The organism is Polyangiaceae bacterium, assembly GCA_020633235.1.
GTDB lineage: Bacteria > Myxococcota_A > Polyangia > Polyangiales > Polyangiaceae > JACKEA01.
On record JACKEA010000006.1, the window covers coordinates 368,334 to 390,756 of the forward strand.

24 protein-coding genes are annotated in these 22,423 nt (G+C 66.6%); 15 read left to right on the forward strand and 9 right to left on the reverse strand.

The window, feature by feature from the left end; genetic code table 11:
• Positions 1-90: 90 nt before the first annotated feature.
• From H6717_31390 to H6717_31410, 5 genes are all read right to left on the reverse strand, one after another.
• Entirely contained in the window at positions 91-1,437 is a 1,347-nt protein-coding gene (locus tag H6717_31390) for a VWA domain-containing protein (GenBank protein MCB9581576.1), read from the reverse strand.
• 133 nt (positions 1,438-1,570) lie between these two features.
• Positions 1,571-1,729: a hypothetical protein gene (locus tag H6717_31395; GenBank protein MCB9581577.1), complete on the reverse strand. Its 159-nt coding sequence runs from the start codon at positions 1,727-1,729 to the stop codon at positions 1,571-1,573.
• Between the two features lie 128 nt (positions 1,730-1,857).
• Positions 1,858-2,820, reverse strand: coding sequence for a cation diffusion facilitator family transporter (locus tag H6717_31400; protein MCB9581578.1), 963 nt, complete (start codon positions 2,818-2,820; stop codon positions 1,858-1,860).
• A gap of 45 nt (positions 2,821-2,865) precedes the next feature.
• On the reverse strand, positions 2,866-3,672 hold the full coding sequence (locus H6717_31405; GenBank protein ID MCB9581579.1) for a MerR family transcriptional regulator: 807 nt from the start codon (positions 3,670-3,672) through the stop codon (positions 2,866-2,868).
• Positions 3,673-3,675: 3 nt separating this feature from the next.
• Positions 3,676-4,806: a fatty acid desaturase gene (locus H6717_31410; GenBank protein ID MCB9581580.1), complete on the reverse strand. Its 1,131-nt coding sequence runs from the start codon at positions 4,804-4,806 to the stop codon at positions 3,676-3,678.
• A gap of 179 nt (positions 4,807-4,985) precedes the next feature.
• On the opposite strand from H6717_31410, the gene H6717_31415 reads away from it, so the two are divergent.
• From H6717_31415 to H6717_31445, 7 genes are all read left to right on the forward strand, one after another.
• Positions 4,986-5,354: a TIGR02266 family protein gene (locus H6717_31415; GenBank protein MCB9581581.1), complete on the forward strand. Its 369-nt coding sequence runs from the start codon at positions 4,986-4,988 to the stop codon at positions 5,352-5,354.
• Positions 5,355-6,974 carry an ABC-F family ATP-binding cassette domain-containing protein gene (locus H6717_31420; GenBank protein MCB9581582.1) on the forward strand — a complete coding sequence of 540 codons (1,620 nt, stop codon included), beginning with the start codon at positions 5,355-5,357 and terminating at the stop codon, positions 6,972-6,974.
• A gap of 239 nt (positions 6,975-7,213) precedes the next feature.
• Complete coding sequence (locus H6717_31425) at positions 7,214-7,561, forward strand: RNA-binding protein (protein MCB9581583.1); 348 nt, start codon at positions 7,214-7,216, stop codon at positions 7,559-7,561.
• 381 nt (positions 7,562-7,942) lie between these two features.
• Complete coding sequence (locus tag H6717_31430) at positions 7,943-8,143, forward strand: hypothetical protein (protein ID MCB9581584.1); 201 nt, start codon at positions 7,943-7,945, stop codon at positions 8,141-8,143.
• A gap of 55 nt (positions 8,144-8,198) precedes the next feature.
• Entirely contained in the window at positions 8,199-9,470 is a 1,272-nt protein-coding gene (locus H6717_31435; protein MCB9581585.1) for a Zn-dependent hydrolase, read from the forward strand.
• Positions 9,467-10,405 (forward strand): hypothetical protein, encoded by a 939-nt coding sequence (locus tag H6717_31440; GenBank protein MCB9581586.1) that lies wholly within the window; start codon positions 9,467-9,469, stop codon positions 10,403-10,405. The genes H6717_31435 and H6717_31440 overlap by 4 nt, the downstream gene beginning before the upstream one ends.
• A gap of 19 nt (positions 10,406-10,424) precedes the next feature.
• Positions 10,425-10,934, forward strand: coding sequence for an AgmX/PglI C-terminal domain-containing protein (locus tag H6717_31445; protein MCB9581587.1), 510 nt, complete (start codon positions 10,425-10,427; stop codon positions 10,932-10,934).
• Between the two features lie 13 nt (positions 10,935-10,947).
• Here the strand turns inward: H6717_31445 and H6717_31450 are convergent, their stop codons facing one another.
• Positions 10,948-11,205: a hypothetical protein gene (locus H6717_31450; protein MCB9581588.1), complete on the reverse strand. Its 258-nt coding sequence runs from the start codon at positions 11,203-11,205 to the stop codon at positions 10,948-10,950.
• 147 nt (positions 11,206-11,352) lie between these two features.
• Between H6717_31450 and H6717_31455 the strand changes: the two genes are divergently transcribed.
• Together H6717_31455 and H6717_31460 are read left to right on the forward strand one after the other, a co-directional pair.
• Entirely contained in the window at positions 11,353-11,847 is a 495-nt protein-coding gene (locus tag H6717_31455) for a hypothetical protein (protein ID MCB9581589.1), read from the forward strand.
• A 427-nt stretch (positions 11,848-12,274) separates the two neighbouring features.
• A complete protein-coding gene (locus H6717_31460; GenBank protein ID MCB9581590.1) occupies positions 12,275-12,454 on the forward strand; it encodes a hypothetical protein in 180 nt (59 codons plus the stop codon).
• Positions 12,455-12,503: 49 nt separating this feature from the next.
• On the opposite strand, the gene H6717_31465 is transcribed toward H6717_31460, so the two are convergent.
• A complete protein-coding gene (locus tag H6717_31465) occupies positions 12,504-12,674 on the reverse strand; it encodes a DUF1328 domain-containing protein (GenBank protein MCB9581591.1) in 171 nt (56 codons plus the stop codon).
• A 225-nt stretch (positions 12,675-12,899) separates the two neighbouring features.
• Between H6717_31465 and H6717_31470 the strand changes: the two genes are divergently transcribed.
• Genes H6717_31470 through H6717_31480 form a run of 3 tightly spaced genes read left to right on the forward strand, consistent with a single transcriptional unit; the run spans position 12,900 to position 17,056 of the window.
• Positions 12,900-14,771, forward strand: a complete 1,872-nt coding sequence (locus tag H6717_31470; GenBank protein ID MCB9581592.1) for a sodium:proton antiporter — start codon at positions 12,900-12,902, stop codon at positions 14,769-14,771.
• Positions 14,768-16,534, forward strand: coding sequence for a hypothetical protein (locus tag H6717_31475; protein MCB9581593.1), 1,767 nt, complete (start codon positions 14,768-14,770; stop codon positions 16,532-16,534). The genes H6717_31470 and H6717_31475 overlap by 4 nt, the downstream gene beginning before the upstream one ends.
• Positions 16,535-16,564: 30 nt before the next feature.
• Positions 16,565-17,056 (forward strand): pyridoxamine 5'-phosphate oxidase family protein, encoded by a 492-nt coding sequence (locus tag H6717_31480; GenBank protein ID MCB9581594.1) that lies wholly within the window; start codon positions 16,565-16,567, stop codon positions 17,054-17,056.
• A gap of 1 nt (position 17,057) precedes the next feature.
• On the opposite strand, the gene H6717_31485 is transcribed toward H6717_31480, so the two are convergent.
• Together H6717_31485 and H6717_31490 are read right to left on the reverse strand one after the other, a co-directional pair.
• A complete protein-coding gene (locus H6717_31485; protein MCB9581595.1) occupies positions 17,058-18,782 on the reverse strand; it encodes a hypothetical protein in 1,725 nt (574 codons plus the stop codon).
• A gap of 27 nt (positions 18,783-18,809) precedes the next feature.
• Positions 18,810-19,487 (reverse strand): DUF4336 domain-containing protein, encoded by a 678-nt coding sequence (locus tag H6717_31490; GenBank protein ID MCB9581596.1) that lies wholly within the window; start codon positions 19,485-19,487, stop codon positions 18,810-18,812.
• A gap of 169 nt (positions 19,488-19,656) precedes the next feature.
• Between H6717_31490 and H6717_31495 the strand changes: the two genes are divergently transcribed.
• From H6717_31495 to H6717_31505, 3 genes are read left to right on the forward strand one after another with little or no spacing between them, the layout of a single operon-like run.
• Positions 19,657-19,860: a heavy-metal-associated domain-containing protein gene (locus tag H6717_31495; GenBank protein MCB9581597.1), complete on the forward strand. Its 204-nt coding sequence runs from the start codon at positions 19,657-19,659 to the stop codon at positions 19,858-19,860.
• The gene (locus tag H6717_31500; protein MCB9581598.1) at positions 19,857-20,147 is read left to right on the forward strand and encodes a metal-sensitive transcriptional regulator; all 291 of its coding nucleotides are present in this window, start codon (positions 19,857-19,859) and stop codon (positions 20,145-20,147) included. The genes H6717_31495 and H6717_31500 overlap by 4 nt, the downstream gene beginning before the upstream one ends.
• An 11-nt stretch (positions 20,148-20,158) precedes the next feature.
• A complete protein-coding gene (locus tag H6717_31505; protein ID MCB9581599.1) occupies positions 20,159-22,423 on the forward strand; it encodes a copper-translocating P-type ATPase in 2,265 nt (754 codons plus the stop codon).

A 22,423-nucleotide genomic window follows, 5' to 3' on the forward strand; every position in this document is an offset into this window, starting at 1 on the left:
GAAAGGGGCTCGGCCATCACGCCTCGACCGTGGTTCGGGTGACGTGAACGGCGGCTTACTAGCGCACTACCCCGACTCTGGCAAGCCGCGTCAGCTGCCGAGGCAGCCGAGCCGGAGCTCCACCTTGGCGGCGAAGTCCGCCTGTACGGTGGTGCACGTCGTGGGGCACAGGTTCACCTGTGTGGGGCTCGCGGGGTTGTCGTAGTACCAGCCGTCGCCGCTGCACTGCGCCGCGCCGGTGACCTTGGGCAGGGTGGTGGCGGGAGGATTGCCGCCCGGGTAGTAGTCCACCTCCACCTTGCTCCAGTCCGGCACGCCGCCGGAGGGCGTGGGGATCGCCAAGGTGCAGCCGATGGCCTGCTGCTGGATCACCTTCAGCGCTTCCACGAACACGGCGGGGTCCCCGTTGCCCACGTTCCAGTGGTGGCAGGGCCCGGCGCCGTCGCCACACGTATCCAGCAGCGTGCCCACGGCGTCTGCGTGGGCCTGGGTGCCGCCCCCCGCCGCGATCGTCTCCAGTCCCGCGAAGTCCGCGCCCGTCATGCCGATGACGTAGCTGGGAATGCCGGTGCTGGTGAAGTGCTGCGACACGATCTGCGCCAGGCCGCTCCCCGTGCTCACCGGACAGGTGTTGGGCTTGCCGTCGGTGATCAGGATCGACACCATCACGCGGTTGGGATCTTGATTCGCCTGACTGAAGGCGTTGGCGCCGACGATGGCATCTTGCGTCGGCGTGAAGGTGCCGAGGGGCCCCTCCGTGTTCAGCGAGCTCACGAGGGCTTGCGACGCCGAGGGCAACAGCGTGAGGCCCACGGCGGGCGTTCCGTAGCCGGGTGCCGGGCAGGTGCCGGCGCTCGCCAGGGGGAAGTACTGCAGCGCCGCGCGGTTGCCTTGCGCCGCGCTCGACTGGAAGTACTGGCCCAGAGCATTGACGGCGCGACACCACTTGCTGTCGACGATGGGGTCGCCCACGTTGCAGTCGCTGGCCGGGGCGTACCAGGCGAAGCCCGGCTCGGACATGGATCCGGAGCGGTCCAGCATCACGACCATGTCCAGCTCCTTGAGCTTCGCCTCCACGTTCACCGATGCGCAGGCGTCCGCCAGCGAGCCGTCGTCCACCGGGCCGTCGTAGCTGAACACCACGTCGGGGATCGCCGTCGCGTCGGAGGCATCGCTCACGCTCGCGTCCGTCAGCCCACCGCCCGCGCCGCCGCTTCCGGCGCTGCCCGCCTGTCCCCCGCCGCTGCCGGCGCTGCCCCCGCCTCCCGTCGCCGCGGATCCGCCGACGTTCCCGCCGCCCGCCACGCCGGCTTCGCCGCCCTGGGCACCAAAGCCACTGCCGCCGCTGCCCGCAAGCTCGGGATCCCCGCTGGAGCACGAGCTCATCGCTGCCACCATCGATAGCGTCAACACGCCGAAAGCCGCCGTCCGGGTCATGGGCGGCGGAAGCTAGCTCAACCCGATAGCGGGTGCACCTGATGGGACGCACGTGTGCTCGCGCTCCGCGAGTTTCCCGCGAAGCGACGATCGATTCTCGCGAGCGGCCAGGTGCCCGCAGTACCCGTTCTGATCAGGTGGCCGCGCTGGGCGAGATGCGCTCCATCGCGGCGTGGTGCATCTCGAGCACGAAGGTGAGGCTCACCGCGACGAACAGGGCGATGAGCAAGATCGAGATCCACGCGGTGGCGACGGCGTGCTCCCCCATGGGCTGCTTTTCGGAGTCGGACATGTGAGCCTCCCTCACGTCGAGTAAAGCGACGACGTGCTCTCATTGTTCCATGAATTTGTTGGGACGGCGCGAGCCCGACGCGGCGCGTGGTTCCGCGCCGTCCCGACAAACCCTTGCAACACGCAAAGCTACAGCGGCGGCTTCTTCGCCTTCTCGACGTCGAAGGTGTCGGCTTCCACGAAGATGTAGCGGGCTCGGGGCACGGCGGTGCGAATGCGCGCTTCCATGTCGTTGGTGCGGCGCGCGACGTCTTCCACCTTGAGATCGCGCTGCCACTGGAGCTTGAGCGCGACGAGGAATTCGTCTTCGCCCAGCTGCATGCTGCGCATGCTCATCAAGCTCTCCACCCCTTCGGTTTGCAGGACCTCCTTGCGCACCAGGTGCTGCGCCTCCTTGGAAGCGGCTTCGCCAATCAGCAGGGATTTCGTCTCTCGCGCCACGAAGAACGCGATCACCACCAACAGCACGCCGATGCCGAAGGTGGAATACACGTCCCAGAATGGATTGCCCGTTAGCAGCGCCAGGATGATGCCCAAGAGCGCGAAGCTCAGACCGATGAGGGCGCCGGTGTCCTCCATCCACACCACGATGATCTCGGTGCTCTTGGAGTCCTCGATGAAGCTGATGAGACCTTGCTCCCCGCGGAGTTGGTTCACCTGACGTGTCGCCGCGAGCCAGGACCAGCCTTCCAGCGCGATGCTCACCAGCAGCACGGCGATGGCCACGCTGGGATGCTCCATCTCCGCGGTCTTGCCGGCGGCGAGGGTGGCGCGTAGCTCGTGGAGCTTCTCGAAGCCTTCGTAGATCGCGAACAGCCCGCCCAAGCTGAACAGCATGATGGCGACGATGAAGCTCCAGAAGTAGCTCTCCATCTTGTAGCCGAACTCGTGGCGATCGTCGGGCGGCTTCGATGCGCGCGCCATGCCCAAGAGCAGCAGGAATTGATTGCCCGTGTCGGCCAGCGAGTGGATCGCCTCCGCGAGCATGGCCGACGAGCGGGTGAAGACGAAGGCGGTGAACTTGGCCAGTGCGATGCCGAAGTTCGCGCTGAGCGCCAGCAGGACGACTTTCTTGGACGCGTGAGCCGACACGGGGCCGGAGTCTGTCTCAGGGGATTTCCGGAGACAACGCGCGAGTCACTTCTTCTTCTTTTTCTTGGTGGGCAGCTTGGCGGTCTTGCCGCTCTCCACGGCGTCGCGCAGCACGCGCTCCATTTCCTGCCCGAACACCACGCGCATCGCCTCCGCGCTGGTGGGGCGAAGCTCCTGGAACAAGCGGGACCAGTCGCCATCCGACGGCGGCCGCACTCGGCCGCTCTCGGCGTGCGCGAAGAACAGCTTGGTGAGCTCCCGCGCGGCGCGACCCACGTGCTTGCGCAGCACGCTCTCCGCTTCCTTCGCCGTTTCCAGATCGATGCCCGCGCTCTCCAGGCGCATGGCGACCGAGAGCAACGCCGGGCTCTTCACCAAGAACACGTCCCCGCGACGCTCCATGGCGCCCAGGCGGACCAGCTCCGCGGCCAGACCCGGACGCTGGCTTCCGGTGAGCTCGGCCAGCTCTTCCTTGCTCACGGTGCGCGGCTGATCCTGGGCCCAGGAGCGCGCCAGCTCCTCGTCCAGTCCCAGCCACTCGCCGATGTCGAGCTCGCCCTTGTCCATGCGGGTGACCAGCGCCCGAATGGCGTCGATGCGAAGTCCGCGGTCCTGCAGTTGGGCGATGAGTGCCAGGCGTTCCACGTGGTCCGGCCCGTAGTAGGCCACGCGCCCCTTCTTCTCCGGAGGCGGCAGCACGCCCTTGGATTGATAGAAGCGGATGGTGCGGCTCGGTACCTCGCTTTCGCGCGCGAGCTCGTCGATCGTGAGCTGTCCGGGTTCGGGCATGGGCTGAAGGTCGTCTTCGACCAATACCCCCGTCGGGGTAGCGAGCGGTAGTGAGACGTGCATGGCTCAGCTCATCGATTGCAGGGCCGCGCGAGTGGCGCCCAGCGGGCCGTGGTCTTTCGACAGTCTTCGGATCCAGCGAAGCGCGTCAGCGAGCACCCGTCCCCAGCTCGCGCTGTGGTACTGGACGCCGTACTTTTCGCACGCTGCTCGCACCTCGGGGGCCACTTGACGCAGCCGCTGGGGCGGCAGCTTCGGAAACATGTGGTGCTCTATCTGGCGGTCGAGGCCGCCGCACAGCACGCTCACCGGCCAGCTGACCTCGTAGTTGTTGGTGGCCTCCGCCTGCATCGCGTACCACTCGCCGCGGCCTTTGGCCTTGTGCCCGTGGGGGTAGCTCTTCACGTGCTCACCCACGTGACCACAGAAGATGGTCGCGGCGGAGTAGATGTCCCGCAGGGTCTCCGCGAGCCAGTTGCCGAGCATCACCTTCCAGAAGAAGGGGCCGGCGAGCAGCGGGAACAGCACGTACTCCTTGGCGTAGTAGGGGACGAACTTGCGCAGCGCCCGCTTCCAGGCGAGCCGCCGGCTTTGCTTCGAGCGGTCGGGCAAGAAATCCAGGCCGCCCGGTTGCCCGTTGTCGAAGTACAGATCGTTCAAGCCGGTGAAGTGCAGGTTCATCAAGAAGCCGAAGTTCGGAAACAGCACCAACAACGTGAACGGCAGCTGAAAGCGCTGGCGAGGGTGATAGGGCGTGCGCTCCGTGAGGCGCACGGGACCAAAGTGAATGTCCGCATCGCGCCCGGCGACGTTGGTGGCGCCATGGTGGCGCCCGTTGTGCCCATAGCGCCAAGACTCCTCGTCGATGGGCGTGGCCCAAGAGAAACGCTCCGAGTGGAAGCGCTGCGCCTCGGGCAGTTTGTCGTAGGCGCCGTGGAGCGCGGTGTGTCCGATCTCGGTGGCTTCCAGCTGCTTGTGGAGCCACAGCGAAAGCACTCCGGCGCCGAACCCCAGCGGCTCGAAGCTCACATGGATCAGCACACGTCCGACGACCTCCGCGGCACGACTCACGAAGCGCAGGCGCTTCACGTAGCGGACGTCTTCGTCCCCCATCTCCCCTTCGACTCTCTTCTTGATGGCGTCTATCTCGCGGCCGAACGCACGTAGGCGCTCGTCGCGAGCCAGCTCGGTGTGCATGGAGCTCTCCTTCCCCGGCGGCTCGCCGTACTTGCCCCCAGTTGGTGAGACAGTAATAACCGTAACAGTTATTACTGTCAAGATCGAAGGGCGGGGATTTGCCGGGGATTGCCGGCGGCGCTGCCCGCGGTCGGGATTACGGGATAGGCTGTGCGCTGATAGCCTTGACGGGGTACCCCATGACGGATTCTGAAGAGTACGGGCCGGATTCGATCGAGCGGCGACGCGCGGCGCGCTACGCCATCGAGGTGGAGCTCGGCGTGCACAGCGAGAGCAACTTCTTCACGGGGCTGACCCAGGACATCTCCGAAGGCGGCTTGTTCGTCGCGACCCACGTCCCGCTGCCGGTGGGCAGCGAGGTCACCGTCAACTTCACGCTGCCGGCATCTCCGGAAATCTCGACGGAGGGCGTGGTGGTGTGGGTGCGCGCACCCGTGGAAGGCAAGCCCGGAATGGGCGTGCGCTTCAAGCAGCTCGCCCCCAACCACGAAGCGCTGATCCACCGCTTCATCGCAAAGCGGCCGCCGTTGTACTACGACGTGGACTGAGTGATCCGTCTCGACTCGGTTTCCAAGCAGCACGGCAAGCAGATCCTGTTCCTGGAAGCGTCCATGGGCGCGTTCCGCGGGGAGCGGGTGGGTCTCGTGGGTCCCAACGGGTCCGGCAAGTCGACGATCTTTCGCCTGATCGTCAAAGAAGAGGAGCCGGACGGGGGTCAGGTGATCATCGATCGAGGCGTCACCATCGGCTACTTCAGCCAGGACGTGGGAGAGATGGCCGGCCGCTCCGTGGTGGAGGAGACCATGGCGGGTGCGGGGGAGGTGAGTGAGGTCGGCCACGAGCTGCACGCTCTCGAGCAGGCGATGGCCGATCCGACTCGAGCGGACGAGCTCGAAGCCCTGATCGAGCGCTTCGGCGTGGTCCAGGCGCGCTTCGACGAGCTCGGCGGCTACGGTCTGGAGGCGAGAGCTCGGGAGATCCTGGCTGGCCTCGGCTTTTCGCCGGAGGTGGTGGAAGGCGACGTCAAGAAGCTCTCCGGCGGCTGGAAGATGCGGGTGGCCTTGGCGCGCATCCTGTTGATGCGGCCGGACGCGCTGCTCTTGGACGAGCCCACCAACCACCTGGACATCGAGTCCATCATCTGGCTCGAGCGCTTTCTGAAGGACTTCGATGGTGCCCTCGTCATCACCAGCCACGATCGCGCGTTCCTCAATCGTATCGTCACCAAGATCGTGGAGATCGACGGCGGGGAGCTGACCAGTTACTCGGGCGACTACGATTTTTACGAGACGCAGCGCGAAATCGCCGCGGCGCAGCAGCAGGCCCAGTACGAACGGCAACAGGCGATGCTGGCCAAGGAGCAAGCGTTCATCGATCGCTTCAAGGCGCGGGCGAGCCACGCGGCCCAGGTGCAGTCCCGCGTGAAGAAGCTCGACAAGATCGAGAAGGTGGAGCCGCCCAAGCGCCGCCGCGTGATCGAGTTCGATTTTCCGAAGCCGCCACGCTCTGGGGACGACGTGGTTCGCCTGGAGCACGTCGGCAAGCACTACGGCTCCAAGGTGATCTACGACGGCTTCGATTTCCTGATTCGTCGTGGCGAGCGCTGGTGCGTCATGGGCGTGAACGGTGCGGGCAAGTCCACGCTGCTCAAGCTGGTGGCCGGCCAGAGCCAGCCGGACTCCGGCCACGTCGTGCTCGGGGCCAGCGTGAGCGTGGGCTACTTCGCGCAGCACGCGATGGAGCTCCTGGAGCCGGACCGCCGCGTGCTCGAGACGCTCGAAACCACGTTCCCGCGGGCTTCTCCGGGGGTGTTGCGGACGCTCCTCGGGGCCTTCGGCTTCTCAGGGGACGACGTGGACAAGCCCGTCCGCGTGCTCTCCGGAGGAGAGAAGGCCCGCGTGGTGTTGGCCAAGATGCTGTACGACCCGCCGAATTTCCTGGTGTTGGACGAGCCGACGAACCACCTCGACATGGCCACCAAGGAGACGCTGCAAAAGGCACTCGCGAACTTCGATGGCACCCTCTTGTTCGTGTCGCACGATCGCGCGTTCCTCTCCGCGCTCTCCAATCGCGTGTTGGAGCTCACAGCGGACGGCGTGCATCCCTATGGCGGCGGCTACTCCGAGTACGTGACCGAGTCTGGCCACGAAGCCCCCGGCGTCAGCTGACGAAAACACGACAAAAATGTGCTCTGCTTGCCTGGGCCGAGGCTCGGCTGTATGTTCCGCCGGTCACAGCGTTTTCGGTATCGCCTGCCTGCCTCTCGCCTGAGATTGCGGAAAGTCGTTCCTCCGACAGCGGTCCTGTGGAGCAGCGGTAAGCGCTGCACCGTCGATCCAAGGGCGCGGCACCTCGAACGGCGGACGCGATGCGGATGCATCTCTGCCGCGCGAGAGTAGCTAGCAAGATGAACAATCGACTGTATGTAGGCAACCTGGCGTTTCACACCACCGAAGACACCCTGCTTCGCGCCTTTGGAGAGTTCGGCGAGGTCTCCGAAGCGAAGCTCATCATCGATCGCGAGACGGGTCGCTCCCGCGGCTTCGCCTTCGTGTCCATGAGCTCCGAGCAGGACGCGCAGCGCGCCATCGAGCAAATGAACGGCGCCGACTTGGATGGTCGCCCCCTCAGAGTGAACATTGCCGAAGAGCGCCGTCCCCGCGGTGACGGCGGCGGTGGTGGTGGTGGTGGCGGTGGCGGTTTCCGCGGTGGTCGCGGGAACGATCGCGGCGGCCGCCGCGGCGGTCGCTGGTGAAACCAAACGTCCACGGACAAGGTGCGCGGAGCTCCGCGCACCTTGGTAGCGTGGCAAACCCCGCTGTCGGGGCACCTATGAGCCGATCGCGAGATCTCCGTGCTCTCGAACTTGCCGTGGATGCGGCAGGCAAAGCGTGGGCAGTTGGCTTTGCCGAAGCCCTCGGTCGTGAGGGCCGTTCCGTTGCTGGGGGATTCCCGGGAACGATTTCCGAAGCGCGGGCACGCGTCGTGCAATGCATTGCCGGCCGGCCCCGCGCTCTCAGCCAGAGTGAGCTGGATGCGCTCACTCGGCGGGCCTACGATGCAGCACGCCGTTTTTGGCTGCAAACCGCGGGCCCTACACCCAACGACGACACCTGAACCCAACGAGAGGAGTCTGATGGCGACGAGTCCCAGTTTCATGAAGCGTCAAAAGGAACGCGCACGCCAAGAGAAGAAGCGAGACAAGGCCAGGAAGAAGGAGCAGCGCAAGGCTCAGAAAGACACTCGGCCGGACAACGTCCCGCCGGGGGAAGATCCCGACATTGCTGGCATCGTGCCGGGCCCTCAACCGCTCCCCGAGGAGATGGACGACGCCTGACTTCGGCGCCGCCTTTCCCGGGCCGCGGCTCATGACATAGACTCCGGCGTTCCCCATGACGGAGCGCCTCAGCATCGACAGTGAACGGCTTTATGCCTCGCTCGACGAGCTCGGTCGCATCGGAAGCTACACGGACGAGCGCACCGGGCTCGTGGGCGTGAATCGCCTCGCGCTGACCGCCGCGGATGGCGAAGGGCGCCGCCACGTGGTGGGCCAAATGCGTGCGCTGGGCCTCGAGGTCCGGGTGGATCGCATTGGCAACGTGCTCGCCACGTTCGCCGGCCGCGAGCCAGAGCTGCCGCCCGTGATGATCGGATCGCACATCGACTCCGTGCAGACGGCCGGTCGCTTCGACGGCTGCCTCGGCGTTCTCGGCGGGCTCGAGGTCGTGCGCACGCTGAAGGGCGCGGGCATCGTGCCGCTGCGCTCCATCGTGGTCGCCTTCTTCACGGACGAAGAGGGCTCGCGTTTCGGTACCGACATGTTGGGCAGCGCCGTGGCGACCGGGCGCATTCCCTTGGAAACGGCCTACGCCCTCGAAGACAAGGCGGGCGCCGTGCTCGAGAGCGAGCTTTCGGCCATTGGCTTTTTGGGTAGCGCGCCGGAGCGCCTGGCGCCGCCCCATGCCTACGTCGAGTGTCACATCGAGCAAGGGCCCGTGCTCCGCGCCGCCGGATTCGACGTGGGCGTGGTGACGGGCGTGCAAGCCATCGCCTGGTACGAGCTCTCCATCGTGGGCAAGAGCGCCCACGCGGGCACCACACCCATGAGCTTGCGTTCGGATCCCACGGTGGCGGCTGCGCGCATCGCACTCGAGCTCCGCGAGATGACCCGCTCGGGAAAGTTCGGCGATGGCATGCGCACCACCGTGGGCTCGGTCCGCACGCTGCCCGGGTTGGTGAACGTGGTCCCCGCGGAAGTGGTGTGCACCGTGGACCTCCGCAACCCGGACGACGCGCTGATGCGTGCCGCGGAGGAGCACTTCTTGGCGCGGCTCCCGCAGATCGCCGCGGAAGAGAAAGTGACGATCACGGAGCGCCGCACCGCGCGCACCGACACCGTGGCCTTCTCGAAAAAGATCATGGATCGGGTTTCTTTTGCCGCTCAGGCGCGGAACCTCGCTGCCACCCACATCGTCTCCGGTGCCGGCCACGACGCGCAGGAACTGGCACGTCTGTGCCCCACGGGCATGGTGTTCGTCCCGGGGGAGCACGACGGCATCAGTCACAACCCGCGAGAGCTCTCCACCAAGCAGCAGTGCGCAAACGGCGTGAACGTGCTGTTGGACGTTGCTCTGGAGCTCGCGGAGGAGGGCGACGGCGCATGACGCGAATCGTGCGCGTGGCCCTGACGCAGACCCGAAACGCCTATCCGCACATGCCGAGCCGGATGGAGGATCTCCATCAGCTGAAGGGCCGCCTGGAAGACGTGCGCAAGGCGAACGTCGACCATCACGTCGAGCTGATGGCCGAGGCCAAGCGGCAGGGCGTGCAGATCATCTGCTTCGGCGAGCTATTTCCGGCGCCCTACTTCGCGCTGCAGCGCGACCCGATGTGGTTCGCCCTGGCGGAGGACGCCGAGACCGGGCCCACCATCTCGGAGGTGTCGCGCGCGGCGAGGGAGCTCTCCATCTCAGTCATCGCGCCCATCTACGAGCAGGGCAAGAACGGCCGGCGCTACAACACCGCGGTGGTTATCGACGACGAAGGCAAGCTGCTCGGTCGCTACAAGAAGACGCACATTCCGTGGGGGGCGAACGATCACGGATCCTTCGACGAGCTCTTCTATTACGACGCGAGCGACGGCGACAATCGCTCGTCCACCGCCAACATCTCGAGCAATCGTTACTTTCCGGTGTTCCGCACGCGTCACGCCAACATTGGCGTGGCCATCTGCTACGACCGCCACTTCGAAGGAGTGATGTACACCCTCGCGGGGCAAGGCGCGGAGATCGTATTTTCCCCCGCCGTCACCTTCGGGAGCAAGAGCGAGCGCATGTGGCCGCTGGAGTTCCCGGTGGACGCCGCGCGCCACAACGTGTTCATCGCCGGTTCGAACCGCGCGGGCAGCGAGCCACCCTGGAACCAGCCGTACTTCGGGCGGAGCTACGTGGTGGGTCCCAATGGCCCGTGCGAAGACGTGAGCCGTCACGAGCGCATCGTGATCGCCGACGTCGATCTGGCGATGCTCGATCACCCGGATCCCAGCGGCTGGAACCTGCCGCGGGACACCAAGCCCGAGATCTACGACGATCCCGGCTGATCGGTGGTAAGTGGGCTTCATGAAGCTGGCGCCGCTGTTCCTGTTCGCGCTCCTCTCGTCCGGTTGTCCGGGGAACACGCCGCCGGCGGAGCCGGATCCGGGGCCGTCCAGCTACGAGACGGACATGCCGGCGGAGCCCACTTCCCTCGAGCCCGCGCCGCCGCCGCCCGAAGCCGGACGCATTCACCTAGGTGCGGCGATGCTCATCGGCGGTGAAGGACTCACGGACGACGCTCAGAGCGCCGCGTCGAAGGCCTTCATGAAGGCTTTCGACGACGGCATCTCGCATTTTCGCCAGTGCTACGCGCCGGGTCTCGAGAAGAACCCTTCGCTTTCTGGGCAGGTGGACGTGCGCGTCGTCCTCGATCAATCCGGGAACATCTACGAGCTGAAGCTCACCTCCGCCGAGCTCGACGATCCTGCCGTCGTGGACTGCATCGTGTCCGCGTTTCGCAAGCTGCGGTACGCGCCCCTACAGGGCGGTCGGTTCTTCAGCGTGACCGCTCCGGTGAAGCTCGATCCCAAGTGATCCGCCAAGCGGCTCACAGCATGGATTCGACCAGGAACGCGGCGATGATCAGGAGAAACACACCGACCGCGATGAGCAGCGCGAGCAGCTCGGGCCGGGACGCACCCAGGTGGTGCGGCGACGGGATACCGCTTTTCCGTTCGAGGACCTCGAATTCCAGGTCTTCGTTGGTTGTCGTGTGGGCTGACATGACCTGTGCCTCCACCAACGGATCCGTGCAACTGTCGTTCCGCGCGAGAATTTCCGGGTTGCGACGGCGCTTCGAGCGCACACGACGCGCCGAGCCGCGGCGCGAGCGCGAGCATTGCGCCTTGACGAGCGGGGCGGACGGACACAGTCGAGTCAGGGCGACACGGCGACGTTCGGACCGCGGTGTGGCCGCGGCGGACCGACAATCAGAAGACGGTGAGGGGCGCCAGTGCCGATCCTGAATCGCTTCGATCCCTGGGTCGTTCCGCTGCTCAGCTATCGAGTTGCGTTGCCGTTCAAGGCGACGGAAGCAGCAGAGCGGGTGTTGCCGCTGGTAGCCGCGCCGCTGGAAGCGACCACGGAGCAACGTCCGTTCCGCGGCGAGGTGAAGGACGGCGAAGCGCGCTTGACCGTGCGCGTGCCCACGTCCGGGGTGGCTTCGGGGGTGATCCAGCACGAGCGCGCGTTGGCCGTGGTGCACGGTCGCTTCAGCGACAGCGACGGCGGCTCGGAGCTCGAGCTGGTGGTGCGTCAGCCGCTGCCGGCGTTCGTAGTGCTGCTACTGGTGTGGATTGGGTTCATCTTCACCGTGGTCCGCGGCGCGGAGCCGGTGCTCTTGTTCATGCCCATCTCGGGGCACGCCATCCTGCTGATCTTCTTCCGCATGACGGCCCGCGAGCGCGCCTTGGGACCGCTGTCCCGAGTGCTCGGCGAGAAGTTGTAGCGTTCTGGCGGCTTCGGCACGTTTGGGGGAGCGCTCGACACCGACGGCGTCCAGACCGTAGGCGTTGGCTACCGCGAGCATCGTGCCCATGCCGCAGAAGGGATCAACGACCGTACGGCACTGGGTCTCGGCGATCAGAAACCGGGCTACCACCTCACAGGCGCGGCTGCCCATTGCACGGGCCCACGGCATTTCCCCGAGACCCACGATCACGTCCGCGCTGGCATTCCGTGGATCCAAGCGAAGCTTGCGACTCATGCACAAGAGGTGCGCGTAGCCGGGGCGCCCGTGAGTGACCGTACCCGGGGCGGCGCGACACACCATCTTGTGCCACAGACACAGAGCGCCGACGCGAGCAGCTCCCTGTTGCACCAGGTACGACTTGTCGGTCCACGCCCCGTCGCTCTTCACGTCGGTCTGAAAGAAGATGGCGACGGAGTCCTCTGCCACCGTGCTGCAGACGAGCGCCACGGTGTCCACGAACCACGCCTCCCACGAGGCCCGACGTGCCTTGCGGAGCTCGGAGCGGTCCGGCAGGGACGTGACGACGGCGTGGTCCGGACGTAGCTCTGCTGCCTGGAGCCAGGCCACGCCGTCGGTGGTGTGAACGATGCGTGACGCCACGGAGCGCTTTTAGCCCGTGGCGCACGGCGCAGCTATACCGTCCGCCCCTGAACGGCGTTCGCGATGATCGAAACGACGGCCAGGATCAAGAAGGCGAAGAACAGAAACTTCGCGATGCCGGCGGCGGCACCGGCGATGCCGAAGAAACCAAACACTGCCGCGAGCAGTGCGACGATGAAGAAGACGAGAGCCCAACGGAGCATGACCTTTTCCTTTCGCTGAGGGTTCGGACGCCGAGCGCCCTGCAGGATGACGATGGCAACCCGCATGCCAGCGCGGGAACGCGGAATTCCTAGGGGAAAGAAGCGGATTTGGTGCGAGGCACAACGCCGCACTGGGGTGACGCTGTGCGCTCGCGGTGAGCCTCGCCTCAGGGCAATTGCGTCGTTTTTGAGCGGCACGCCCGTTGCTCAATTGCAGCCGGGCGCATGGACACCACCTCCGCACACGCTGCATCCCTGGCAGTCGCGATCGCTCTGGCCGCGGGCATGCTCACGCAGGTCATCTCGCACCACTCGAGCATCCCGGCGATCCTCTTGCTGCTCGTCACCGGTGCGCTGCTCGGGCCCGATGGCCTGGGCCTGGTGAACCCGACAGTGCTCGGCTCGGGGCTGAGCGGCGTGGTGGACGTGGCCGTCGCGGTGGTACTGTTCGAGGGCGGACTGAACCTGAACGTGGCACGCATCGCCAAGCGCGCGTCGCCCATTCGTCGCCTGGTTTCCATCGGAGCTCTGGTGACCGGTCTCTCGACGGCCGCCCTCGCGCGTTGGCTCTTGGGCTGGGACCTGCGCCTGTGCGTTCTATTGGGTGCGCTCTTGGTGGTGACGGGGCCAACGGTGGTCAATCCGCTGCTCAAGCGCGTTCGTGTGGATACCGGCGTCGCGACCGTGCTCGAGGCGGAGGGGATCTTCATCGACGCCATCGGCGCCACGCTCGCGGTGATCGCGTTGGAGGGCGTGCTCAGTCCGGGCAGCGCCGGCTGGGGGCCGGTGCACTTGGTGGCGCGGCTCGGCGTCGGCGCGGCGCTCGGTCTCGTGGGTGGCATCGCGGTGGTGGGCATCTTTCGGTCGCGCTCCCTGGTGCCGGACCGCTTGGAAAACGTCACCGCTTTGGCCCTGGCGGTGCTGCTCTTCACCGGCTCGAACGCGGTGATGCCCGAAAGCGGCATCGCGGCGGCGGTGGTGGCGGGCATCGTGGTTGGGGCGAAGAAGCCACGCTTGTGGCGGCGACTGCACGACTTCAAGGAGCAGCTGACGGTGCTGCTACTAGGGCTCCTTTTCGTGCTGCTCTCCGCCGACGTACGGTTGAGCGAGGTCTTGGATCTCGGCTGGGCCGGGCTCTGGGTCGCTCTCGGTGTGGTCTTCGTGGTGCGCCCGCTGGCCGTGCTGCTGTCCACGATTGGAACCGAGCTCTCGTGGCACCAGCGCGCGCTGCTCGCCGCCATCGGCCCGCGGGGCATCATCGCGGCAGCCGTCGCGACGTTCTTCGCCACCGTGCTCATGGAGCAAGGAGTCGAGGGTGGGCGCGAGCTTCGGGCGCTGGTGTTCCTGGTCATCGTGGTCAGCGTGGCGAGCGCCAGCGTGCTCTCGGCGCCGTTGGCTTCTGTGCTCGGCCTACGCCGGCAAGGGCGTCGAGGTTGGGTGGTGTTCGGCGCCAATGCCCTGGGACGCCTGGTCGCGCGGTTGCTCCAGGACAGTGGTCAGCCCGTCGTGTGCGTCGACTCCGACCCCGTCCTGTGTCGCAAGGCCGAGGACGCGGGGCTCAGTGTGTTCCACGGCAACGCCATGGACGACGTGATGCTCGCGCGCTTGGAGCCGACCTCCCGCACCGGTGCCGTGGCGCTGTCCCCGAGCGATGCGGACAACTACGTATTCGCCCAGCGCTTTCGCGAGCGGGCGGATCAGGCGGAGCTCTTGGTGGCGCTGTCCGCGGGCGGCACCGAGATCACCGACGAGATGCTAGAAGAGCATGGCGTCGGAAAATTCGGCGGAGCGCAGTTCGACGTCAGCCGCTGGAGCGGGTGGATCGAAGCCGGCGCTGCGCGGCTGCGCCACTGTGTGCCGGTGCCCGATGCGCTGGCTCAGCGCGAGCAGGACGCTCGTCGAAATCAGCTGGTATTGCCCGTCGCCCGTGATCGCAGTGACGGCGCGCACCCCGCTGCCGACGCGGGGAAAGGAGCACCCGTGTGGTTGCTCATCAACGAAGAGCGCAAGGACGAAGCTGTCGACTACCTGAGCGTGCTCGGCTTGCGAGAGATGTCGCGGCGTTCGTTGCCGACCTGGCGAGGGAGCCGAGGATGAAGAAGAGATGGTTCTGGGTGGTGCTTGGAGCGCTCGCCGTGATCTGGCTGGCGCCCAACGTGTTCTTGTGGTCCCACTGGTTGAATCACGACATCGGAACCTACGCACCGGGGGTGAAGCTGAGGCTGGACGGCGCGTGGGCTCCGTTGCCGTGGATGGTGCGGGCCGACCGAGCTCGCTTCGTGGTGGACGAGGACGCCGTGGACTTCGAGGTGGTGCTTCGCGACGTCAGCCTCACGGTCTCGCTGTTCGGCCTTCTGGATCGAACTCTCTCCCTGGACGACGTGGAGGCGGACAGCGGCACGGTCGCGCTGAGGAGCGCCTCTCCAGGGACCGGTAAGCGACGGGCCGCGCTTCCGGAGATCGCGGGAGTGCCCCTGAAGCCACCCACCCACGCGCCCTCTACCATCGATAGGGACAAGGCCTGGCTCATCGAGATCGCCGGTATCGATCTCCATCTTTCGGAGTTGTGGGTGGACGCGATTCGACTCCAGGGCAGTGCACGTGTTCGCGGCGCGTTTCGCTATCGAGCGCTCACGCTGCTGGACATCAACGACGCTCGGGTGGACGTGCGCGACGCGGCGCTGGCAATGGGGAAGGACGAGCCGTTCGCGCGCGCGATGTTCGCGGACGTGGAGGCCAGCACATCCCGCATCGACGTCTCCAAGGACGCCTGGGGGCTGGTGGACCAGCTCTCGGCCACGCTTTCCGCGCACACCGAGCTTTCCGGCAGCAGGTGGCTCGCCAGCTATTTCCCCGAGTTGCCAGCGAGCACGACCTCGCCTGGGCACGTGGACCTCGCGCTCGCGGTCGACGAAGGGCGTCTCGCGTCTCCGTCCTGGGCGCACGTTGCGTTTCCAGAAGCGGAGCTGAGTCATGCCAACGTTCGCGCGACGGGGAGCATCGACCTGGCCCTGCTCGTGGACGACGCGCGGAGCTCGCCGCGGGTCTTGGTCGAGGCGCCGAAGCTGAAGATCACCGAGCCGCGCGCGTTCTCAGCGACCGGAGCGCGAGCCTGGGTGCCGTTGCCCACTCGTCGCTTGCGAAGGCTCGGCTCCGTGACGGACGCGCACGCTGCGGTGGATCGCCTGGAAAGCGGCGACATGGAGAAGCTGACGCTGACGCCTTCGTTCGGGGTTCACGGCGGCAGCCTCGTGGCGTCGGGGAGCTTCGACCAATGGCACCAGCGGCGAGCGGTACGGCTCGACGCAACGCTACGGCGCGTTTCCGTTACCTACGACACGTACGGCCTCTACACCGACGCGCGGCTCGAGGGTCGCGTTCGGCTGGCCGGCGACCGGCTGGCCTTCGCTCGGGGCAGCCTGAACCTCGACCGCGCTCGGCTTCGCATCGAAGACGACACGGTCGAGGATTGGAGCGCGCAGATGGACGTGAAGACCACTCGCTCTTCCACGGGCTGCAACCGCGGCGTTGTCGCCCTTGCGGCGTCTTCTGCCGAGCCGATTCACGCCTTCGCGGGCGGGGGCTTGCTGGAAAAGGCGCTGGCGCCCGAGGGCGCCGTGAAGGTCGACGCGGATCTCACCGAGAGCTCCAAGAGCTGGAGCCTCCGCCTTCGGAACGGCCGCGTTGGGTCCACGCCGGTGCGAGGCATCGTGTCCCACCGCGACACGACTGCTGCGGCGTTCTTCATCGACGGTCCCGTGATCTCCGTGGGGGTGCGCGTCGACGAAAAAGGCGTTCACGTGAAGCCCTTTGCGGGCTCGGTGCCCGACGGCGTAGCGGCCGTCACTTGTGGCGCCTGAGTGGTACGGCGCTTGCTGGATGACCTCAGCATGAACACGAACGAAACCAGTCACCTGCTGGACGTCGTGTCGCAGTTCGAGACCGCCATGCTCGTTACCCATGACTTGAGCGGAATGCTCCGAGCGCGCCCGATGTCGATCGCGGAAGTGGAGAAGAACGGCACGCTGTGGTTTTTCACGGCGCACGACTCCGGCAAGGCACCAGAACTCGAGAAGGACTCGCGGGTCGCCGTCGTGATGCAGGGCCCCTCGCGCTACGTGTCCATCACTGGCACCGCGCGGCTCACCCGAGAGCCCGAACGGCTCGAGCGCCTGTGGCGCGAGAGTTGGCGACCATGGTTCCCCGGTGGAGCCCAGGATGCCACCGCCGTCGCCGTGCGAGTGCTGCCCGTGGCCGCGGAGTACTGGGACCTCAGCGGTCTCTCCGGCGTGCGCTACGTGGCGGATGCCCTCGGTGCCATGGTCCGCCGCCAGCGCGCCAGCGACGACGGCGACGCCAGCTATCACCAGAAGTTCGCGTGAGCTACTGAGGCACGACCTGGAAGAAGTCCCAGGCCGGAGTGTGGTTGTTCTCTTCCGGCACCTGCGCCGTGACGTACAGCGCGGGGTAGGTTTCGTCCACCGTCACGCTGCCGCCGCTCTCGCTGGTGACTACCGCGGAGACGAACAGCTGAGGGTTGGACGCGTCTCGCCGTGTTGATGAGAACACCACCCAGTAGTACGTCTTGCCTTCGAAGGTTTCTGCGGTGGGCGCCCACCGCGGCCAGGAGTTGGTGAGCCCCGGGCTGGTCTTGCCGGTGCAGGCCGGCGGGTCATTGGCGGAGAGGCGAGTGGCGGTACCGCCGCCGGACGGCACGACGAACACTTCGCCACCGGGCTCGTTGTAGGAATCCGCCCAGCCGTTGGCGTCCTGGTAGGGCGCGGCGCGGTTGAAGGCGAGCAGCGTGTCCTCCGGTGAGATCACCGGATAGTACTCCCAGTATGCCGGGTCGCTGGCGCCTGGCAGCGGCGTCGCCGTGCCCCCTTGCCGGTTGGCGAAGGGGATCGTGTAGATGTCCATGTGCGGATCGGCGTCCGTCACGCGGGCGATCACGCCCTCGGAGGTGACCGGTGCGGACACGTAAGCGATGGTGGAGCCGTCGTGCCAGAAGGTGGGCGACGCCACCTGGCCGGGATCGCCGCTGCGCGCGAAGATCCCCCAGCCGGCGTTGGGATCCGTCGTGTGCAGGTCCGTCCACACCAGCTCGTTCTTGTTCTGGGTCAGCGTCGGGTCGAAGAACACCGCTACGGCCACGGCGTCCGTGGCCGAGTAGTGCGCGGGAGACAGCACCGGTGCCGATTGCTTGGTGCGACCCAGGAGCGAAAGCGCCGTGGCACTCACCACCGTGTCCGCCGGCGCCGTGCCCTGGCCATCCACGCTGCGCACGTCCACGGACCGGGTGCCCGCGCTGCCATCGCGCACGTAGAAGGTGAACTTGCCGTCCGGCGCAGAGGCGTGACACGCCACGCAGGTGGTGTCGCCGCCGACGATGGCGGGAGTGAGCACGGTAGAGACTGCCGTGTCGCCAATCGTGAAACCCTTGAGCGCCGTCGCCCCGCTGCCGGGCGCGCCGCTGGTCCAGTACACCACGGAGCCGGGGGCCGACACGGGCGCGATGTGCAGCTTGCCTTCTGCCCCCGTGGCCGGACCGCTCACCACGTTGCCGTTGTCGATCTGTGCACCGCGCAGGGTCACGTCGATGTCGTGCCCGGAGCTGTGTTGGGTCAGCGCCTGCCACGTGGTCTTGGCGAAGGTGTAGGAGGTTTGCGAGGTGTACACGACCAGGTCGTTGTCTTGGTTGTCCACGTGGAGCCGCAGCTCGAACACGTTCTGACCGGCCCCTGGTGTCCACTCGAAGCGCAGCGGCGACCAGTTCTTCGGGATCAACGCGCCGAGCGCCGGCTCGAACAAGCAGGGGCCACCGGTGGGGTCCCCGGCGCCCGAAAAGTGTGACGGCGTGTCCGACGGCAGCGTGCTCTCGACTTCGGGATCCTTCGGAAAGTCTTCGTAGCTGGAGGGAACGCCGCCGGTCCCGCTAGCTCCACCCAAGCCGCCTTCGGTGGCTGAACCGCCGGACCCGCTCGACCCGCCGCCGGTGCCCGGGCCGTTCTGGGCGACCGTGTTCTCGTCCGACGAGCAGCCCCCAAAGACTCCCGCGATGCCCAACGTGAACGTCAGAATCAGCGTCGGTACGTTCCAGCGGCTCATGGACGGAAGGATACACCATCTCCGCGTTCAGACACGGAGCCAGGAGTACGCCTCCGCGAACACCTCGCGGCCATCGCGGGGCACCGGACTGCCGTGAGCGAGGACGATACCGTCGCTGTCCCATTCGAGGATCCGCCGCACCTGCTCTCTCGCCCGCGCTCGGTTGCCCACCACGATGCGTTCCAAGTAGCCTTTCCCCGGCGCCGTGTTCGCCATCAGCCGCGCGACCATGCGGGTGGAGCGCGCCGGGTGCGTGCTCAGGTTCAGGAGCGCGTCCAGGCACAACAGCGTTCGGGTCGCAGTGTGGAAGAACACGACCTCGTCCTCGAAGCGCGCGGAAAAGTGCACCTGTTCCAGGTCGCCGCCCCAGATCTCGTGGGGCTCGTCCCGCATCACATGGTCGAACCTCAGGTCCTGGCGTTTGTCCACGAGACGCGGACAGGCGCATAGCGCGGCGTCGGGATAGGCATCTGCCCATTCGCCGGCATACAGGTGGTGATAGCGACTGGCACACACGATGGCGCGCACCGGTCCCAGCGCGTCCACCTCGTCGCGCAGCCGGGCCTCGAGCGCCACCGGTCCGTGCACGAAGAGCCCGCCGTCGGACAGCTGCACCACGGTCATGCGCGTCCCCGTCTCCACGCCCCAGAACTTCTGTGGTCGCGCCACCATCCAGATCCGCTCGCGAAACGGCGTGAGCTGCATGCCAAAACGCTATCATCGGAGTTTCATTTTTTTGTGGGTCCGCCGCGGAATCCGCCCGTTGTCGCAGCGCAATGTCCGTCACTGGAGCGTCGCGGCGGCCTTGACACAGCCGGGGCCGCGGAGCATGTTCACCCCACCCCACCAGGGGTGGGGCTCGAAGGGAGAAGCGATGATCGCGCTGAAAGTCACCGGCATGACCTGTGGGCACTGCGAAATGGCCGTAAAGAAAGCACTTTCTCAGGTGCCTGGAGTCAAGAACGTAGTGAGCGTGGACCGCCAGAAGGAGGAGGCCGTGGTCGAGGGGGATGCCGCGATCCCCGCCCTCGTCGCGGCCATCGAGGAGGAGGGCTACCAGGCGGAGCCGCGCACGTGAAGCACTGTGCCCACGGTCTGAAGTTGGATCCCGAGACTCGGGATCAGGCGAAGAAGCGGCTGCTCAGCATTCGCGGCCATGTGGAGGGCATCATGCGCATGCTGGAGGACGATTCGGTCTACTGCGTGGATGCCCTCAAGCAGATCAAGGCCGTGAACGGCGCACTCGAAAAGGTGGGCTCGCTGGTACTGCAGAGCCATCTCAAGGACCACGTCGTCACCGCTGCCCAGCGGGGCGACGTGGACGAGATCGTCGCCGAGCTCATGGAAGTACTGAAGTACCGCTGAGGTTTCGGAAGATGAGCGATGGACAACAGAACCTCCTGAAGTTCGACGTCGGCGTTCAGGGCATGACCTGCGCGAGCTGCGTGGCTCGCGTGGAGCGGGTTCTGAAGAAGCAGCCGGGCGTCGTGAGCGCGACGGTCAACCTCGCGACGGAGAAAGCGAGCGTCGAGTACGATCCGCAGGCCGTCAACCCACAGCGCCTCAAGGTCGTGATCGTGGACGCGGGCTACGAAGCCGTGGATCTCGCGCGCGAGACGGACACTCAAGAGGAAGCGCGTCAGGAGGAGCAACGCGCGCTGACTCGGGATTTGGCCGTCGGCGCGGCGCTGAGCGTCCCTTTGGTGCTGCTCGCCATGGTGCCCATGCTGGTGCCTGCGGCGATGCATGCCCTGCATCGAGTGGCGAGCATGCAGGTTTGGGGCTTCGTGCAGCTGCTGCTGGCCACTCCCGTCGTGTTCTGGGTGGGCCGTCGCTTCTTCCGGCAGGGCGCCGCGGAGCTCCGGCACCTGTCCCCGGGTATGAACACGCTGGTGATGATGGGATCGAGCGCGGCGTACTTCTATTCGCTGGTGGCGCTGGTTGCGCCGGGCATCTTTCCCGAAGGCACCGCCCACCTGTACTTCGAGGCCTCGGCGGTCATCATCACCCTGATCCTGCTTGGCAAGCTCCTGGAAGCGCGCGCCAAGGGCCGCACCTCCGATGCCATCAAGAAGCTGGTCCAGCTGCAGGCAAAGACTGCGCGAGTGATCCGCGACGGCGCCTCGGTGGAGATCCCCGTCGACGCAGTGGTGCCCGGCGACCGCGTCCAGGTTCGTCCCGGTGAGCGAGTTCCCGTGGATGGCGTCGTGGTGGAGGGACAGAGCTTCGTGGACGAAAGCATGATCACTGGCGAGCCCATACCCGTGGAAAAGGGCGCGGACTCGACGGTGGTCGGTGGCACGATCAACAGCAGCGGCGCATTCGTGTTCAAGGCGACCCAGGTGGGCGGGGACACCGTGCTCGCGCAGATCATACGCCTGGTGGAGCAGGCCCAGAACGACAAGCCGCCCATCCAACAGGTCGCGGACAAGGTCGCGGCCGTGTTCGTGCCGGTGGTCATGGTCGTCTCCCTGCTCACTTTCGTGGTCTGGATGCTGGTCGGTCCGAGCCCCACCTTGAGCTACGCGTTCGTGGCCGCCGTCAGCGTGTTGCTCATCGCTTGTCCCTGCGCCATGGGACTGGCGACTCCCACTGCGATCATGGTGGGAACCGGCAAGGCCGCGGAGCTCGGTGCGCTGTTCCGGGAAGGAGCGGCCCTTGAGACCATGGCCCATGTCGACACCGTGGTGCTGGACAAGACCGGTACGCTCACGAAGGGTCGGCCCGAGCTCACGGACGTGGAGGTGTTCGGAGGCGAGGAAGCGGACGTGCTCGCGTGGGTGGCCGCTGCGGAAGATCAAAGCGAGCATCCGATTGCTCGCGCTTTGGTCGCTGGTGCCAAGGAGCGTGGCATCGAGGTGCCCCGGGCCGAGTCCTTCCAGGCCGAAGCCGGCTACGGCCTTTCGGCGCGAGTCACTGGCCGCCGTGTGGAAGTGGGCGCGGATCGCTTCATGAAGAAGCTGGGCATCGACGTGTCGTCGTCGGCCGACGTCGCTCGACGCTACGGAGAGGACGCCAAGACGCCGATCTACGTGGCCGTGGACGGCGCGCTGGTGGCGATCCTCGCCGTCGCCGACCCGCTCAAGAGCGGTGCTGCGGAGGCCATCGCTGGCTTGAAGGAGCTCGGGCTCACGGCAATCATGCTGACCGGGGACAACCAGCGCACGGCCCACGCGGTCGCCGACCAAGTAGGGATCGACCAGGTGCTGGCAGAGGTGTTGCCGGATCAAAAGGCCGCGGAGGTGAAGCGCCTGCAGGCCAAGGGCTCCAAGGTGGCCTTCGTGGGCGACGGCATCAACGACGCGCCGGCCCTGGCGCAAGCGGATGCGGGCATCGCGATCGGTACGGGTACGGACATCGCCATCGAAGCGGGCGACGTGATCCTCATGCGCGGCGAGCTCTCGGGCATCGTGGACGCAGTGCGCCTCGCACGCCGCACGCTGCGGACCATTCGCCTCAACTTCTTCTGGGCCTATGCCTACAACGTGGCGCTCATTCCCGTAGCCGCGGGGGTGCTCTACCCGGTGCTGCGCATGCTGCTCAATCCGATGCTCGCGGCCTTCGCCATGAGCCTGTCGAGCGTGTTCGTGGTGTCGAACAGCCTACGTCTTCGGGGCTTCTCGCCGCGCTCGGCCCACTGA

What these genes read in the sequence shown, in the direction of transcription:
- H6717_31460 (MCB9581590.1), top strand. Translation starts at nt 12,275, where the DNA reads ATGGCGACGGAGTCCTCTGCCACCGTGCTGCAGACGAGCGCCACGGTG.
- H6717_31495 (MCB9581597.1), top strand. Translation starts at nt 19,657, where the DNA reads ATGATCGCGCTGAAAGTCACCGGCATGACCTGTGGGCACTGCGAAATG.
- H6717_31425 (MCB9581583.1), top strand. Translation starts at nt 7,214, where the DNA reads ATGAACAATCGACTGTATGTAGGCAACCTGGCGTTTCACACCACCGAA.
- H6717_31485 (MCB9581595.1), bottom strand. Translation starts at nt 18,782, where the DNA reads ATGAGCCGCTGGAACGTACCGACGCTGATTCTGACGTTCACGTTGGGC.
- H6717_31415 (MCB9581581.1), top strand. Translation starts at nt 4,986, where the DNA reads ATGACGGATTCTGAAGAGTACGGGCCGGATTCGATCGAGCGGCGACGC.
- H6717_31480 (MCB9581594.1), top strand. Translation starts at nt 16,565, where the DNA reads ATGAACACGAACGAAACCAGTCACCTGCTGGACGTCGTGTCGCAGTTC.
- H6717_31505 (MCB9581599.1), top strand. Translation starts at nt 20,159, where the DNA reads ATGAGCGATGGACAACAGAACCTCCTGAAGTTCGACGTCGGCGTTCAG.
- H6717_31475 (MCB9581593.1), top strand. Translation starts at nt 14,768, where the DNA reads ATGAAGAAGAGATGGTTCTGGGTGGTGCTTGGAGCGCTCGCCGTGATC.
- H6717_31465 (MCB9581591.1), bottom strand. Translation starts at nt 12,674, where the DNA reads ATGCTCCGTTGGGCTCTCGTCTTCTTCATCGTCGCACTGCTCGCGGCA.
- H6717_31440 (MCB9581586.1), top strand. Translation starts at nt 9,467, where the DNA reads ATGACGCGAATCGTGCGCGTGGCCCTGACGCAGACCCGAAACGCCTAT.
- H6717_31445 (MCB9581587.1), top strand. Translation starts at nt 10,425, where the DNA reads ATGAAGCTGGCGCCGCTGTTCCTGTTCGCGCTCCTCTCGTCCGGTTGT.
- H6717_31395 (MCB9581577.1), bottom strand. Translation starts at nt 1,729, where the DNA reads ATGTCCGACTCCGAAAAGCAGCCCATGGGGGAGCACGCCGTCGCCACC.
- H6717_31430 (MCB9581584.1), top strand. Translation starts at nt 7,943, where the DNA reads ATGGCGACGAGTCCCAGTTTCATGAAGCGTCAAAAGGAACGCGCACGC.
- H6717_31405 (MCB9581579.1), bottom strand. Translation starts at nt 3,672, where the DNA reads ATGCACGTCTCACTACCGCTCGCTACCCCGACGGGGGTATTGGTCGAA.
- H6717_31470 (MCB9581592.1), top strand. Translation starts at nt 12,900, where the DNA reads ATGGACACCACCTCCGCACACGCTGCATCCCTGGCAGTCGCGATCGCT.
- H6717_31390 (MCB9581576.1), bottom strand. Translation starts at nt 1,437, where the DNA reads ATGACCCGGACGGCGGCTTTCGGCGTGTTGACGCTATCGATGGTGGCA.
- H6717_31490 (MCB9581596.1), bottom strand. Translation starts at nt 19,487, where the DNA reads ATGCAGCTCACGCCGTTTCGCGAGCGGATCTGGATGGTGGCGCGACCA.
- H6717_31435 (MCB9581585.1), top strand. Translation starts at nt 8,199, where the DNA reads ATGACGGAGCGCCTCAGCATCGACAGTGAACGGCTTTATGCCTCGCTC.
- H6717_31410 (MCB9581580.1), bottom strand. Translation starts at nt 4,806, where the DNA reads ATGCACACCGAGCTGGCTCGCGACGAGCGCCTACGTGCGTTCGGCCGC.